Annotated in this window: 12 protein-coding genes and 1 tRNA gene; 3 read left to right on the forward strand and 10 right to left on the reverse strand. The window is 71.6% G+C overall.

Features of this window, described 5'->3' with window-relative positions; translation table 11 throughout:
• Window positions 1-89: 89 nt before the first annotated feature.
• The 4 genes from OEIGOIKO_RS26855 to OEIGOIKO_RS26870 all read right to left on the reverse strand — a co-directional run bounded on the left by OEIGOIKO_RS26855 (window position 90) and on the right by OEIGOIKO_RS26870 (window position 3,011).
• Window positions 90-165 (reverse strand) — tRNA-His (locus tag OEIGOIKO_RS26855).
• A 108-nt stretch (window positions 166-273) separates the two neighbouring features.
• Window positions 274-882, reverse strand: coding sequence for an oligoribonuclease (gene orn, locus OEIGOIKO_RS26860; protein ID WP_030018887.1), 609 nt, complete (start codon window positions 880-882; stop codon window positions 274-276).
• Window positions 883-887: 5 nt separating this feature from the next.
• Complete coding sequence (locus OEIGOIKO_RS26865) at window positions 888-2,390, reverse strand: GlxA family transcriptional regulator (protein ID WP_125056148.1); 1,503 nt, start codon at window positions 2,388-2,390, stop codon at window positions 888-890.
• A 348-nt stretch (window positions 2,391-2,738) separates the two neighbouring features.
• Window positions 2,739-3,011 carry a hypothetical protein gene (locus OEIGOIKO_RS26870; protein ID WP_246177551.1) on the reverse strand — a complete coding sequence of 91 codons (273 nt, stop codon included), beginning with the start codon at window positions 3,009-3,011 and terminating at the stop codon, window positions 2,739-2,741.
• A gap of 421 nt (window positions 3,012-3,432) precedes the next feature.
• On the opposite strand from OEIGOIKO_RS26870, the gene OEIGOIKO_RS26875 reads away from it, so the two are divergent.
• On the forward strand, window positions 3,433-3,954 hold the full coding sequence (locus tag OEIGOIKO_RS26875) for a universal stress protein (RefSeq protein ID WP_031004673.1): 522 nt from the start codon (window positions 3,433-3,435) through the stop codon (window positions 3,952-3,954).
• A 675-nt stretch (window positions 3,955-4,629) separates the two neighbouring features.
• On the opposite strand, the gene glmS is transcribed toward OEIGOIKO_RS26875, so the two are convergent.
• Complete coding sequence (glmS, locus tag OEIGOIKO_RS26880; protein WP_125056149.1) at window positions 4,630-6,459, reverse strand: glutamine--fructose-6-phosphate transaminase (isomerizing); 1,830 nt, start codon at window positions 6,457-6,459, stop codon at window positions 4,630-4,632.
• Between the two features lie 71 nt (window positions 6,460-6,530).
• Window positions 6,531-6,806 carry a hypothetical protein gene (locus tag OEIGOIKO_RS26885; RefSeq protein WP_030018892.1) on the reverse strand — a complete coding sequence of 92 codons (276 nt, stop codon included), beginning with the start codon at window positions 6,804-6,806 and terminating at the stop codon, window positions 6,531-6,533.
• A gap of 203 nt (window positions 6,807-7,009) precedes the next feature.
• On the opposite strand from OEIGOIKO_RS26885, the gene OEIGOIKO_RS26890 reads away from it, so the two are divergent.
• Entirely contained in the window at window positions 7,010-8,623 is a 1,614-nt protein-coding gene (locus OEIGOIKO_RS26890) for a beta-N-acetylhexosaminidase (RefSeq protein WP_246177552.1), read from the forward strand.
• 101 nt (window positions 8,624-8,724) lie between these two features.
• Here OEIGOIKO_RS26890 and OEIGOIKO_RS26895 read toward each other — a convergent pair whose 3' ends face one another.
• The 4 genes from OEIGOIKO_RS26895 to OEIGOIKO_RS26910 are packed head-to-tail and all read right to left on the reverse strand — an operon-like array spanning window position 8,725 to window position 14,473.
• Window positions 8,725-9,879, reverse strand: coding sequence for an acyl-CoA dehydrogenase family protein (locus OEIGOIKO_RS26895; protein WP_125056151.1), 1,155 nt, complete (start codon window positions 9,877-9,879; stop codon window positions 8,725-8,727).
• A gap of 3 nt (window positions 9,880-9,882) precedes the next feature.
• Window positions 9,883-10,821, reverse strand: a complete 939-nt coding sequence (locus tag OEIGOIKO_RS26900; protein ID WP_125056152.1) for a hydroxymethylglutaryl-CoA lyase — start codon at window positions 10,819-10,821, stop codon at window positions 9,883-9,885.
• Entirely contained in the window at window positions 10,818-12,815 is a 1,998-nt protein-coding gene (locus OEIGOIKO_RS26905; protein WP_125056153.1) for an ATP-binding protein, read from the reverse strand. Before OEIGOIKO_RS26905 ends, OEIGOIKO_RS26900 begins: the two co-directional genes overlap by 4 nt.
• 32 nt (window positions 12,816-12,847) lie before the next feature.
• Window positions 12,848-14,473 carry a carboxyl transferase domain-containing protein gene (locus OEIGOIKO_RS26910; protein ID WP_125058984.1) on the reverse strand — a complete coding sequence of 542 codons (1,626 nt, stop codon included), beginning with the start codon at window positions 14,471-14,473 and terminating at the stop codon, window positions 12,848-12,850.
• Window positions 14,474-14,624: 151 nt separating this feature from the next.
• On the opposite strand from OEIGOIKO_RS26910, the gene OEIGOIKO_RS26915 reads away from it, so the two are divergent.
• Window positions 14,625-15,332, forward strand: coding sequence for an SACE_7040 family transcriptional regulator (locus OEIGOIKO_RS26915; protein WP_246177553.1), 708 nt, complete (start codon window positions 14,625-14,627; stop codon window positions 15,330-15,332).
• Window positions 15,333-15,401: the final 69 nt, after the last annotated feature.

The following is a 15,401-nucleotide window of genomic DNA, read 5'->3' on the forward strand; positions in this document are numbered from 1 at the left end:
GGACCTTCAGGTCCGCCCCGGCCCGAGGCCCCCACCCCCACCAACGAGTAGGGCCCCCGGACGCTTTCACGTCCGGGGGCCCTACTCGTTGGGGTGAGTAACGGGACTTGAACCCGCGACATCCTGGACCACAACCAGGTGCTCTACCAGCTGAGCTATACCCACCATGACCGGTGCTGTGTGGTGTCTTGTTCCCCACCGGCTGAGAAAAAGTGTACAGGGTCTGGAGGGGTGCTCGCTCCCGGCTTTGGGTCAGGCCGGGAGCGAGCTGCGTCACTCCGGGTCCGCGGGCAGGACGTGCCTGGCCGCGATCTCCTTCGCGGTGTCCGAGTCCGGGCCGGGCTGCGGCACGAAGACCGCCTCCCGGTAGTAGCGGAGTTCCGCGATGGATTCACGGATGTCCGCCAGTGCCCGGTGGTTCCCGTTCTTCTCCGGACTGTTGAAGTACGCCCTCGGGTACCAGCGCCGGGCCAGTTCCTTCACGGACGACACATCCACGATCCGGTAGTGCAGGTGGCTCTCCAGCTCCGGCATGTCGCGGAGCAGGAAGCCCCGGTCGGTGCCGACGGAATTGCCGCACAGCGGTGCCCGGCCGGGTTCCGGTACGTGCTGCTTGAGGTACTGGAGCACCTGTTCCTGTGCGTCCTCCAGTGTGGTGCCACTGTCCAGCTCGGCCAGCAGCCCGGAGGAGGTGTGCATCTGGCGCACGACCTCGGGCATGGTGGTCAGGGCCTCGGCCGGGGGGCGGATCACGATGTCCACCCCGTCGCCCAGGACATTCAGCTCCGAGTCGGTGACCAGGGCGGCCACCTCGATGAGCGCGTCGTTCGCCAGCGAGAGCCCGGTCATCTCGCAGTCGATCCACACCATGCGATCGTTCATACGCCTCACCCTACGGGGCGCTCCCGCTGACTGGGCAGCACCGGTCGGCCGGCCGGCCGACCGGCGGGCTGTTCCGGAAGCCGCGGCGCGTAGGCATCGGATTCCGGTTTGCCCGGCTCTGTCGGCGCGAGCGCGGTGGCCTGGCTGTGCACCGGCTGGTTGTGGCCCGCCGTACTGTGCCCCGGCTGACCGCCCGACCCGTGCCCGCCCGGACCGCCGTGCCCCCCGAGTCCGCCGTGCGAACCCTGGGGGTGCCCGCCCGGACCGTGACCGCTCTGAGGGTGGCCCTGCGTGTGCCCGCCCGGACCGAGTCCCCCTTGGCTGTGCGTCGCCTGGCTGTGCGACGTCTGCCCGTGGTGCAGCGGTCCGTGGCCTCCCGGCAGGTGGCCCGCCGCGGCCGCGGCGAACCGGTCCGCACCGGCACCGGGGCGCTCGCCGCGCTCCGGCCGGTCCGACCGGGTGGCCTGCTCGGGCACCCCGTTCTGCGGCCTGCGCGCGCGGTACGCCGCGCGGTAGGCCGCGGGCGAGGCACCCAACTGCCGCCGGAAGTGGCCGCGCAGGGCGACCGGCGACCGGAAGCCGCAGCGTCCGGCGACCTCGTCCACGGAGTAGTCCGAGGTCTCCAGCAGCCGCTGCGCCTGGAGGACGCGCTGGGTGATCAGCCACTGCAGCGGAGCGCTCCCGGTCAGGGACCGGAAACGGCGGTCGAAGGTACGGCGGCTCATGTAGGCGCGGGCCGCCAGCGTCTCCACGTCGAACTGCTCGTGGAGGTGCTCCAGCGCCCAGGCCACGACCTCGGCGAGCGGGTCCGCACCGATCTCCTCCGGTAACGACCTGTCCAGGTACCTCTGGTGCCCCAGGTCCGACGCGGTGCGCCGGGGCGGGACCACCAGCCGCCGGGCGAGCGCGTTGGCCGCGTCCGCCCCGTGGTCGGTACGGACGATGTGCAGGCACAGGTCGATGCCGGCGGCGGTCCCCGCGGAGGTCAGCACGTCGCCGTCGTCGACGAAGAGCTCGCGGGGGTCCACATGGACGGACGGATAACGCTTGGCGAGCGTCGGCGCGTACATCCAGTGGGTGGTCGCGGGCCTGCCGTCGAGGAGCCCTGCGGCGGCGAGCACGAAGGCCCCCGTGCAGAGCCCGACGATGCGGGCCCCTTCTTCGTGTGCCCGGCGCAGCGCCTCCAGCGCGGCCGGTGGTGGTGCCTGTGTGATGGACCGCCAGGCCGGAACGACGACGGTGCCCGCGCGGGCGATCGCCTCCAGCCCGTAGGGGGCCGACAGTTCGAGCCCCCCGGTGGTGCGCAAAGGCGCATCTTCGCCCGCGCACACAAGTAGTCGGTACCGCGGAACACCCGCGTCCTGGCGGTCGATGCCGAAGACCGAGAGCGGAATGGAGCTCTCGAAAATCGGGCCGCCACTGAAGAGGAGCACCGCGACTATTTCGCGGCGTCGTCGGGCGGCGAGCTTGCGTGCGGCATCTGGTACGGCAGCGGAGTCCTGGCTCATGGCACTTAAGCCCCCCTCGGTCGTCTCTCCCTCTCGGTCCTGCACTGTTCCCCCGCCGTGATTGCCAAGATCGAATCTACTGCGTCCCGTGAGGATGGAGTGCCAAGTTCACCACCCGCTCGTATGTCGATATGGCAACTTGGCGCGAAGCATTCGATCACGAAGCGTTCCACTCGTCGGGCCTGCTGGGAAGTACGCCTCTCGCCTCTGCCCGTAAGCCGTAGGGCGCAACCACGCCCCGCGGTCCTTTCCTTGCAGCTCAGGCCCGGGTTACGGGTCGCTTTTGCCAAGGGATGCACTCGGTCACGAAGTTGGCCGAAAACGAACCTGGGCAGGCTTGCGAGCGCGTCATTCCTCCGGCGTACGCCCCTCGGAGCGGCGCCCTCCCCGGTGGGCTCCGGTCCCGGTACGGCTGTGCCGGCCGCGGTGCGGGGCGATCTCGTCGGGCGACGGACGGGCCGCGGTGCGCTCGGACTGGCGCAGCAGGGCCCGGCAGGCACAGGTCACCGTCGCCAGTCCCACGGCGGTGCCGAGCGCCCCGGCGGCGGACGCGCCGCACAGGACGAGGACGAGGGGCACCACGGCGCAGCTGAACGCCGCCCAGCGGACGAGATCGCTCACTGGATCGGCTGATGTGTTCGAAGGACCGGGCACGGCGTACTCCCTCCAGGCAGGCTGGTACTACAACGGCTGTGGGGGTCCATGGGTCACCGCGATGGGTACGTACGGGGGCAGGCCGGGGCATTGCCATCCGGCCCACGCTCCGGCATGCTCCGGGGAATGTTCGAGCGGTACTCCGCCCGTGTGGCCGCGGGGGGCCGCTCCCGCATCAGGGGTCCGCCGTCCGCGCGGGGCTCTGGGCAGCGGGGGGCTGGCGCCGTACTCTTGGGGTAAGGCATTGGGAAGATGATTCCCGGTCGTGTTGTTCCCCTTTGAACTACAGGGCCGACTTCGCGATCAAGCCAACTCAGTCAACTGCCGGATCAAGTCAATCGCCGCTCCCCGTCCGCCCCTCCGCAAGGACCTCCTTCGCCGAGACACCATGGCCGGTCACGAAATCCCCGAACCAGCGGACCGCAAGCAGGTCGCCGATCCGACGGCGGACCTCCAAGCGGCGGATCAGACACGTCACTCCTGCGATCCCGCCTTCCGGCACGGTGTCGTCGTCGGCTTCGACGGATCGACGTCGAGCGAGCGGGCGTTGGCGTATGCAATCGGTATGGCACGGCGCTCCGGCTCCGGCCTGATCATCGTCCATGTGGCCAACCGGCTGCCCACGACGGTCTGGGCGGGCTGTGAACCCCCGGTCTTCGTGGACGTGCCGGACCACCGTACGGAAGTGCTGGGGCTGGAGCTCGCCTGCGCCGACCACCTCGCGGAGATCCCGTGGGTCCTCGTGGAGCGCGGCGGCGACATCTGCCACGAGCTCGAAGAGGTCGGTCACGAGTACGAGGCCGACGCGATCGTGGTCGGCTCGACGCACGGCATCGTGGGGCGGATCTTCGGCTCGGTCGCGGGACGGCTGGCCCGGCGGGCCCAGCGGCCCGTGGTCGTCATTCCCTGACGGCCGCTTCCCTTACGGCCGCTTCCCTGGCCGGCCCTCCGCCCGTCACCGGGCCCCGCGCTCCTGACGCACCGTGACCCCCTGGGGCGTGAGGTGAGGGAGCGTCACCAGCGCCCCGTACCTTCGCAGTCGGCATATTTACCGGCCCGTAGAGGTGGAATGCGCGGTGCCGGGGGGTAGAAAACCGATCAAGAGGGCGCGAACGGAGCGTGAACGGCCGGGACGGCCGGACGCGGCCGGCGCGGCTCCCGGGGAGCGCGGGCACCCCGGCGGACGGGGCGGTCCGCCGCCCGGCTCTCCGGCCGTCAACAGCGTGCTGCCGCCCGGGAGGTGACGGTTCCCGGGAAGGCGGCCACCGCCGGCGTAAGGGCGACGCCGGCAACAGGGGAGGCGGGGCCCCGCGCGTCTGGTGGCACGCGCGGGGCCCCGCCCCCCGCCCCGAAAAGCGCAGCGTCCGGGGGACGGGCGGCCCCCCGTAGGCCGCCCGTCCCCCGGACGGACACCCGCAGCCGCGAGGTGGACAGGACCTCACGGCCACGGGCGGTCATTCACCGGCGGGCGGTCATTCGCCGGGGCGGGCACCCCGGAGCGGGCGCTCGTCCCCTGGCCGGTCCCCCGGGCGGTCACGCATCCAGGAGCGACCGACCGCCCCGTAAGGCCCCCGCCCCCGGTCGGCTACTCGACCGTGACGGACTTCGCCAGGTTGCGCGGCTTGTCGATGTCCCGGCCCATGGCCAGCGCCACGTGGTAGGCCAGCAGCTGGAGCGGGATGCCCATCAGGATCGGGTCCAGCTCGTTCTCGTTCTTCGGCACGACGATGGTGTGGTCGGCCTTGTCCTGCTTCTGGTGCGCGACGGCCAGGATGCGGCCGCTGCGGGCCTTGATCTCCTCCAGCGCGGCGCGGTTCTTCTCCAGCAGGTCGTCGTCCGGGACGATCGCCACGGTCGGCATGGCGGGCTCGATCAGCGCCAGCGGACCGTGCTTGAGCTCGGACGCCGGGTACGCCTCGGCGTGGATGTAGGAGATCTCCTTGAGCTTGAGCGACGCCTCGCGGGCGACCGGGTAGCCGCGCACCCGGCCGATGAACATCATCGACCTGGCCTCGGCGTACTCCGCCGCCAGCTGCTTGACCTCGTCCTCCATCGCCAGGATCTCCTGGATCTGGCCGGGCAGCTTGCGCAGGCCCTCGATGATCCGCTTGCCGTCGGCGACGGACAGGTCGCGGATGCGGCCCAGGTGCAGCGCCAGCAGCCCGAAGGCGACCACGGTGTTGGTGAAGCACTTGGTGGAGACCACGCAGACCTCGGGGCCCGCGTGCACGTACACACCGCCGTGGGTCTCCCGGGCGATCGCCGAGCCGACCACGTTCACCACGCCGAGGACGCGCGCGCCCTTACGCTTGAGCTCCTGCACGGCCGCCAGCACGTCGTAGGTCTCACCGGACTGGGAGACCGCGATGTAGAGGGTGTCGGGGTCCACGACCGGGTTGCGGTAGCGGAACTCGGAGGCCGGCTCGGCGTCCGAGGGAATACGGGCCAGCTCCTCGATCATCTGCGCGCCGATCTGGCCCGCGTGGTACGAGGTGCCGCAGCCCAGGATCTTCACCCGGCGGATGGCGCGCGCCTCGCGCGGGTCCAGGTTCAGCCCGCCCAGGTGCACGGTGGAGAAGCGGTCGTCGATGCGCCCGCGCAGCACGCGGTCGACGGCGTCGGCCTGCTCGCTGATCTCCTTGTGCATGTAGGTGTCGTGGCCGCCCATGTCGTACGACTCGGCCTCCCACTCCACGGTGGTCGGCTGGGCGGAGGTGTGCGAGCCCTCGGTGGTGTACGTGCGGTAGTCGTCGGCCTTGATGGTGGCCATCTCGCCGTCGTCGAGGGTGACGACCTGGCGGGTGTGCGAGACCAGCGCGGCGACGTCGGAGGAGACGAACATCTCCTTCTCGCCGATGCCCAGCACGACCGGCGAGCCGTTGCGGGCGACGACGATGCGCTCGGGGAAGTCGGCGTGCAGCACGGCGATGCCGTACGTGCCCTCGATGACCCGCAGGGCCTCGCGGACCTGCTCCTCCAGGGTCGGCGCCTGGGAACGGCCGATCAGGTGGGCGAGCACCTCGGTGTCGGTCTCGGAGACGAACTCGACGCCGTCGGCGGTGAGCTTGGCGCGCAGCTCGTCGGCGTTGTCGATGATGCCGTTGTGGACGACGGCGACCTTGCCCTCGGTGTCGACGTGCGGGTGCGCGTTCTCGTCGGTGGGCGCGCCGTGGGTGGCCCAGCGGGTGTGCGCGATGCCGGCGGTGCCCGCGAAGCGCTTCGGCAGGCGGGACTCCAGCTCGCGGACGCGGCCCTTGGCCTTGGCGGTCTTCAGGCCGCCGGGGGCCTTGCCGGTGCCCTTGGCGTGGATGGCGATACCGGCGGAGTCGTACCCGCGGTACTCCAGGCGCTGCAGTCCTTCGAGGAGCAGGGGAGCCACGTCCCGCTTACCGATGTAGCCGACGATCCCGCACATGTAGTGACCCTCCCGGTCAGGCAGTTGGACAGTGGCGCACGATGCGGCGCGCGCCGGCGTGCTCGGCCGGTTCAGCCGTAGACGAGGCGGCGCAGCTGGCGCGCCGAGAGCTCGGGCGGGCGGACCGCGCGGTGCGGCAGCTCCTGGCCGATGCGTTCGAAGATCGCCTCGTTGCGCAGTCCCTGCGACTGCAGCTCCCGGTGGCGTCTGCGGACGTAGTCCTCGGTCGTCTCGTCGAAGTACGCGAGGACGTCGAGCACCACCCGGGCGGCCTCACCGCGCTGTAGCGGCGTGCTGCGCACCAGGTGGTCGACGAGGTCCTCATGGGGCGAACGGCGATCGAGCACCCGATGAATACTGATGGGTCGGATCGGGTTACGCAAGAAATCTGCCCGATATCGGGCAAGCGACACGCCGAATGGCGTCAGACACGGTGTCCACCTTGACCACCAGGGGGGCGCGCGGTACTCAATGTTGACGTTCGGTTGCTCCATGCCACGTACGACGTCCACGCACGGCCCTGCACGATGAGCCCAGCGAAGGGAATCTCGTGAGACGAAGCAGACTGTTCTGCTCGCTGCTGCTGGTGGCGGCGGCCGGCCTGTCGACGGCCGGGGCGCAGTCCGCCGCGGCCGACCGCGGCAGCCCGTCCGCCCGCCACGCCAAGCCGATAGCCCTCGACCAGGTCATCCCGGCGCCCGCCTCGGTCAAGCCGGGCAAGGATCCGTACACCATCGGTCACCGGACGCAGATCCGGGTGCCCGGCGCGTCGGGCGAGGTCCGGCGGGTGGCCGGCTATCTGGCGGACGTCCTGCGCCCGTCCACCGGCTATCCGCTGCCGGTGACCGGCAAGGACGGCCGGGACGGCATCGTGCTGCGCCTGGGCGGCAAGGACGCCAAGGCGCTCGGCGCCGAGGGCTACCGCCTCACCTCCACCCGGCACGCGGTGACGATCACCGCAGCCCGGCCCGCCGGTCTCTTCCACGGTGTGCAGACCCTGCGCCAGCTGCTGCCGCCGTCCGTCGAGAAGCGCAGCGGGCAGCACAGCCCCTGGAAGGTCGCCGGCGGCACCATCTCCGACACCCCGCGGTACGGATACCGCGGCGGGATGATCGATGTGTCCCGGCACTTCTTCACGGTCGATCAGGTGAAGCGTTACATCGATCAGCTTGCGCTGTACAAGTACAACAAGCTGCATCTGCACCTCACCGACGACCAGGGCTGGCGGCTCCAGATCAACTCCTGGCCGCGGCTCGCCACCTACGGCGGCAGCACCCAGGTCGGCGGCGGCCCCGGCGGCTACTACACCAAGGCCCAGTACCGCGAGATCCTGCGGTACGCCGCCAGCCGCTACCTGGAGGTCATCCCCGAGATCGACACCCCGGGGCACACCCAGGCCGCGCTGGCCTCGTACGCGAAGCTGAACTGCAACAACATCGCGCCGCCCATCTACACGGGCGTCGAGGTCGGCTTCAGCTCGCTGTGCGTGCCCAAGAAGGTGACGTACGAGTTCCTGGACGACGTCTTCCGCGAGGTCGCGGCGCTGACCCCCGGCCCGTACCTGCACATCGGCGGCGACGAGGCCTACTCCACCAGCCACGCCGACTACATGACCTTCATGAACAAGGCCCAGCCGCTGGTGACCAAGCACAAGAAGAAGGTCATAGGGTGGCACCAGATGACCGCCGTCACGCCCGCCAAGGGCGCCGCGGTGCAGTACTGGGGCTACGACAAGACCCCCGCCAAGGAGCGGGAGCAGGTCGCGGCGGCCGCCCGGAAGGGCGCCGGGCTCATCCTGTCGCCGGCCGACCGGTCCTACCTCGACATGAAGTACACCAAGGACACCAAGCTCGGTAAGGCCTGGGCCGGGTACGTCGAGGTCCAGCGGTCCTACGACTGGGATCCCGCGACGTATCTGAAGGGCGCGCCGCAAAAATCGATTATGGGCGTCGAAGCGCCCATCTGGACGGAGACGCTCTCCACCAACCAGCACCTCGACTACATGACCTTCCCGCGGCTGCCCGGCATCGCCGAGCTGGGCTGGTCGCCGAGGTCCACGCACGACTGGAACACCTACAAGCACCGGCTGGCGTCCCAGGCCCCCCGCTGGGAGGCCATGGGCTTCGACTACTACAGGTCCCCGCAGGTGCCGTGGCGCAAGTGAGCTGACGGCGGCGACGACAGCAGGGCGGGACCGGAGCACCGGTCCCGCCCTGTGCCGTACGCGCCGTACCTGCCGTACGGGAAGCTGTACGGAACGCCGCGCTACACGCCCAGTTCGCGCGCGATCAGCAGCCGCTGCACCTCGCTCGTCCCCTCGCCGATCTCCAGGATCTTGGAGTCGCGCCACATCCGGGCGACCGGGTACTCGTTCATGAAGCCGTAGCCGCCGTGGATCTGGGTGGCCTCGCGGGCGTTGTCCACCGCGATCTCGGAGGAGTACAGCTTGGCGAGGGCGGCCTCCTTCTTGAACGGCTCGCCGTGCACCAGGCGCGACGCGGCGTCCCGCCAGGCCAGCCGGGAGGTGTGGGCGCGCATCTCCATGTCGGCCAGCTTGAACTGGATCGCCTGGTTGTGGCCGATCGGCCGGCCGAAGGCGTGCCGGTCCTTGGCGTAGCGGACGGACTCGTCCACACAGCCCTGCGCGAGACCGGTGGCCAGCGCCGCGATGGCGATCCGGCCCTCGTCCAGGATGCGCAGGAACTGGGCGTAGCCGCGGCCCTCCGCACCGACCAGGTTGGCCGCCGGGACCCGTACGTCGGAGAAGGACAGCTCACGGGTGTCCGAGGCGTTCCAGCCGACCTTGGAGTACGGGGCGCCGACGGTGAAGCCCGGGGTGCCGGACGGCACGATGATCGAGGAGATCAGCGGGCTGCCGTCGTCCTTGCGGCCGGTGACGGCGGTGACCGTGACCAGACCGGTGATGTCGGTGCCGGAGTTGGTGATGAAGCACTTGCTGCCGTTGATCACCCACTCGTCACCCTCACGGACCGCGGTGGTCCGGGTGGCGCCCGCGTCCGAGCCGCCGTCCGGCTCGGTCAGGCCGAAGGCGCCCAGCACCTCGCCCGTGCACATCCGGGGCAGCCACTCGCGCTTCTGCTCCTCGGTGCCGAAGTGGTAGATCGGCATGGCGCCGAGCGAGACGGCCGCCTCCAGGGTGATCGCCACGGACGAGTCGACCCGGGCCAGCTCCTCCAGGGCGATGCCGAGGGCGAGGTAGTCGCCGCCCATGCCGCCGTACTCCTCGGGGAAGGGCAGGCCGAACAGGCCCATCCGGCCCATGTCCCGCACGATCTCGTACGGGAACTCGTGCTGCTCGTAGAACTCGCCGATCTTGGGCGCCACGACGTCGTGGGCGAACGCCTCGACCGTGCGCCGCAGCTCTTCGAGTTCGGGGGACAGGCGGTGGTCCAGGGACATCGTTCACTCCTTGTGGGAGAGGGCGCGGACGGTGCGGGACGGGCTCGGACGGCCCAGCTGTCCGGCCATCCACCCGCTGGTGGCGGTGAGCCGGCCCAGATCGACCCCGGTCTCGATACCGAGGCCGTGCAGCATCCACACCAGGTCTTCGGTGGCGAGGTTGCCGGTGGCGCTCTTGGCGTACGGGCAGCCGCCGAGGCCGCCCGCCGACGCGTCGACGGTGCTGACGCCGTGCTGGAGCGCGGCGAGGGTGTTGGCCAGCGCCTGGCCGTACGTGTCGTGGAAGTGCACGCCGAGGCGGTCGGTGGGCACGCCCGCCTCGTTCAGCGCGGCGAGCAGCGCCTGGACGTGGCCGGGGGTGGCCACGCCGATGGTGTCGCCCAGGCTCAGCTCGTCGCAGCCCATGTCGAGCAGGGCGCGGCAGACCCGTACGACCTGCGCGACCGGCACCGGTCCCTCCCAGGGGTCGCCGAAGCACATGGAGAGATAGCCGCGCACGTGCGCCTGCTCCTCCTTCGCGCGGGCGACCACCGGGGTGAACATGGCCAGCGATTCCTCGACCGTGCGGTTGAGGTTGGCCTTGGCGAACGACTCCGTGGCGCTGCCGAAGACCGCGATACGGCGGGCGCCGAGGGCCAGCGCGCGGTCCAGGCCGCGGTCGTTGGGGACCAGGACGGGCAGCCGCGCGTCGAGGTCCGCGAGCATCGGGTAGAGCTGTTCGGCGTCGGCGAGCTGCGGCACCCACTTGGGGTGCACGAAGCTGGTCGCCTCGACCGTCGTCAGCCCGGCGTCCACGAGGCGGCGGACGAACTCGGCCTTGACCTCGGTGGGGACGACGGCCGACTCGTTCTGCAGGCCGTCGCGGGCGCCGACCTCGTGGATACGGACCCGGGCGGGCAGGCCGGGGGCCGGGACGGGCATGGGGAGTCCGGGAGCGGTCATGCCGTTGCCTCCTCGGTCGGGGCGGCCGCCTGCGCGTCCGGCCCCCGCGCGCCGGACTCGTGCGGATCGACGACGGCGAGCACCTGGTCCATGGCCACGGTGCTGCCGGGGGTGACGCCCAGCTCGCTGACCGTGCCGGCGTGCGGCGCGGAGATGACGTGTTCCATTTTCATCGCCTCGACGACCAGCAGCCCCTGCCCGGCGGCCACTTCGTCGCCGACGGCCACCTTCACGACGGTGACGGTGCCGGGCATCGGCGCGGTCAGCGCGTCCATCCCGTGTGCTCCGGCGGCGCCGCGCAGCGTCTCGGCGACCGGGTCGTGGTCCGTGACGTGCCAGGCGTCGCCGTCCCGGCCCAGCCAGTCGCCGGCCCGGTGGAAGGTGTGCACGACACCGTCGACGGTGACGCGGACCCGGCCGGCGGTGACCTGGCCGGTGCCGGTGGCGGCCACCGGTTCGTGGCCGGGCACCTTGACCTGGTGGGCGACGGGCGCCGGGCGGCCGCCGATCCGCCAGCCGTCCGGTACGGCGAACGGGTCCACCCAGCCGCCGTCCGGCACCGGCTCCAGCGCCGCGTTCCGTACGGCAGCGGCGGCCGCGTACACCTCGGCGGGGACGTCGGCAGGCACCAGCGCGTCCATCTCGCGCTCGACCAGCCCGGTGTCCAGCTCGCCCGCGACGACGGCCGGGTGGGCCAGCAGCCGGCGCAGGAAGCCGGTGTTCGTCGGCACGCCGAGCACGACCGTTTCTGCGAGCGCGGCGCGCAGCTTGCGCAGGGCGGTCGCCCGGTCCGGGCCGTACGCGATCACCTTCGAGAGCATCGGGTCGTACAGGCTGCCGACCTCGGTGCCCTCGGCCAGGCCGGAGTCCGTGCGCACCCCGTCGCCCTGCGGCTCGGCGAGCGCCAGGACCGTACCGCCGGACGGAAGGAAGCCGCGCGCGCCTTCCTTCACGGTGACCGTCTCGGCGCAGATCCGGGCCTCGACGGCGTGCCCGGTCAGCCGGACGCCGTCCTGCCCGAACGCCAGCGGCTCCCCGGCCGCGATCCGCAGCTGCCACTCGACCAGATCCAGGCCGGTGACGAACTCGGTGACCGGGTGCTCGACCTGGAGGCGGGTGTTCATCTCCATGAAGTAGTACGAGGACGGGTCGTCGCCCGGCACGATGAACTCGACCGTGCCCGCGCCCCGGTAGCCGCACGAGCGCGCCGCCTGCACGGCCGCCTCGCCCATCGCTGCCCGGGTCGCCTCGTCCAGCAGGACGGACGGTGCCTCCTCGATCACCTTCTGGTGGCGGCGCTGGAGCGAGCACTCGCGCTCGCCCAGGTGGACGACGTTGCCGTGGCCGTCCGCCAGCACCTGGATCTCGATGTGCCGGGGGCGGTCCACCCAGCGCTCCACGAGCAGCGTGTCGTCGCCGAAGGCGCCGCGCGCCTCGCGGCGGGCGGCGGCGATCTCGTCGGCCAGCAGCGCCTCGTCCCGCACCAACCGCATGCCCTTGCCACCGCCGCCCGCGGACGGCTTGAGCAGCACCGGCATCCCGATCTCGCGCGCGGCGGCCGCCAGTTGGGCGTCGGTCAGGCCGCTGCCGGAGGAGCCGGGCACGACCGGCACGCCGGCCGCCCGCACCGTCTCCTTCGCGCGGATCTTGTCGCCCATCAGCTCGATGGCCTCGGCGGACGGCCCGATGAAGACCAGCCCGGCGTCGGCGCAGGCCGCCGCGAACGCGGTGTTCTCGGCGAGGAAGCCGTACCCGGGATGCACGGCCTGCGCGCCGCTGCGGTGCGCGGCCTCGATCAGGCGGCCCGCGTGCAGATAGCTCTCGGTGGACGGCGGCGGGCCGATGCGGACTGCCGTGTCGGCCTCGCGGACATGGCGGGCGTCGGCGTCCGCGTCGCTGAAGACGGCGACCGAGCGGACACCGAGCGCGCGCAGCGTCCGGATGACGCGGACCGCGATCTCGCCCCGGTTGGCGACCAGGACGGTGTCAAACATGCTCATCTGTTCCTTCACTCCCCGCACTCCCCTCACATCCGGAAGACGCCGTAGCCCGGCTCGCCCAGCGGCGCGTTGCCGCACGCCGTCAGGGCCAGTCCCAGCACCCGGCGGGTGTCCAGCGGGTCGATGACCCCGTCGTCCCACAGGCGCGCGGTCGCGTAGTACGCGCTGCCCTGCGTCTCGTACTGCTCGCGGACCGGGGCCTTGAAGGCGGCTTCCTCCTCGGTGCTCCACTCCTCGCCGCGTGCCTCCAGCTGATCGCGCTTGACCGTCGCGAGGACGGAGGCGGCCTGCTCACCGCCCATCACCGAGATCTTCGCGTTTGGCCACATCCACAGGAAGCGGGGCGAGTAGGCCCGGCCGCACATCGAGTAGTTGCCCGCGCCGTACGAGCCGCCGATGACGACGGTCAGTTTGGGGACGCGGGTGCACGCCACCGCCGTGACCATCTTCGCGCCGTGCTTGGCGATGCCGCCCGCCTCGTAGTCGCGGCCGACCATGAAGCCGGAGATGTTCTGGAGGAAGACCAGCGGGATACCGCGCTGGTCGCACAGCTCGATGAAGTGCGCGCCCTTCTGGGCGGACTCGGAGAACAGGATGCCGTTGTTGGCGACGATGCCGACCGGGTGGCCGTGGATGTGCGCGAAGCCCGTCACCAGCGTCGTGCCGTACTCGGCCTTGAACTCGGCGAAGCGGGAGCCGTCCACGACGCGCGCGATGACCTCGCGTACGTCATAGGGCGTACGGGAGTCGGCGGGCACCGCCCCGTACAGCCCGGCGGGGTCGGCCTTGGGCTCCTCGGCTGGCCGTACCGTCCAGGGCAGCGGGCCGCGGCCGCCGAGTGTGGAGACGATGGTGCGCACGATGCGCAGCGCGTGCGCGTCGTCTTCGGCGAGGTGGTCGGTGACGCCGGACGTACGGGAGTGCACCTCGCCGCCGCCCAGCTCCTCGGCCGTGACGACCTCGCCGGTCGCGGCCTTCACCAGCGGCGGGCCGCCCAGGAAGATCGTGCCCTGGTTCCGTACGATCACGGCCTCGTCGCTCATCGCCGGTACGTACGCGCCGCCCGCCGTGCAGGAGCCGAGGACCGCCGCGATCTGCGGGATGCCCGCGCCGGACATCCGGGCCTGGTTGTAGAAGATCCGGCCGAAGTGCTCGCGGTCGGGGAAGACCTCGTCCTGCATCGGCAGGAAGGCGCCGCCCGAGTCGACCAGGTACAGGCACGGCAGGCGGTTCTCCAGCGCCACCTCCTGGGCGCGCAGGTGCTTCTTGACCGTCATCGGGTAGTACGTGCCGCCCTTGACCGTCGCGTCGTTGGCGACGATCACCGTCTCGCGGCCGGAGACCCGCCCGACGCCCGCGATCACGCCCGCGGCCGGCGCGGCACCGCCGTACATCCCCTCCGCCGCCAGCGGGGCCAGCTCCAGGAACGGCGAGCCGGGGTCCAGCAGGGCGTCCACCCGGTCGCGCGGCAGCAGCTTGCCGCGCGCGGTGTGCCGGGCCCTGGCCTTCTCGCCGCCGCCCAGGCGGGCCGCGGCGAGCCGGGCGCGCAGGTCCTCGGCCAGCTCCTGGTGGGCGGCCTCGTTGGCGCGCCAGGTGTCCGACGCCGGGTCGGCCGTGCTGTCCAGCACCGGTGCCACTTCCGCCGGGTCCATCCGCATCCGTGCCCCCGCCTCCTTCGGCTCCCTCACCACGGCTGCTGCGTACGGCTGCCGCGGACGCCGGGGGTCGCCCGGCCGTTAATGGGCGTTAACTTCATTTCTCTCAGGTTAACGACCACTAACCCGCCTGTCTACAATTAGTTGTATGAGCAGCACACACGCCCCGGCAGCCACCAGCCGACGCGAGCAGATCCTCAAGGAGGCCGCCCGCCTCTTCGCCGAGCGCGGGTTCCACGGTGTCGGCGTGGACGAGATCGGTGCCGCCGTCGGCATCTCCGGGCCCGGTCTCTACCGGCACTTCGCCGGCAAGGACGCGATGCTGGCCGAACTGCTCGTCGGTATCAGTGAACGGCTGCTGGAGGGCGGCCGCATCCGCGCCGCCTCCGGCGGCGACAGCCCCGCCGCGGTGCTGGACGCCCTGATCGAGGGGCACATCGACTTCGCCCTCGACGACCGCCCGCTGATCACCGTCCACGACCGCGAACTGGACCGGCTGCGCGAGGCCGACCGCAAGCGGGTGCGCCGCCTCCAGCGCGAGTACGTGGAACTGTGGGTGCGGGTGGTGCGCGAGGTGTACCCGGCGTACACCGAACCGGACGCGCGCGCCTCCGTGCACGCCGTGTTCGGCCTGCTCAACTCGACCCCGCACCTCAGCCGCCCCGGCGCGCTCCCGGGCCGTACGGAGATGTCGGCGCTGCTGCACCGGCTGGCCAGGGGGGCGTTCGCGGCGGTGGGCGCGGACGAGGGTGCGCGCGGGCGCGAGAGCGGGAGTGCGAGCGGGCGCGCGGGCGGCGCTGCGGGCGTGCCCGGGGGGCTCTCCGCCCCCTCGGGCACCTCTGGACAGCCTCACTGACCGGCGGGTAGCTTTCGGCTGAGCAAGCGCTTAGTCGAGGGGTCGGTGGTGGCCGGCCGGCGGACCTGA

The organism is Streptomyces paromomycinus (assembly GCF_003865155.1).
GTDB classification, from domain to species: Bacteria; Actinomycetota; Actinomycetes; order Streptomycetales; family Streptomycetaceae; genus Streptomyces; species Streptomyces chrestomyceticus.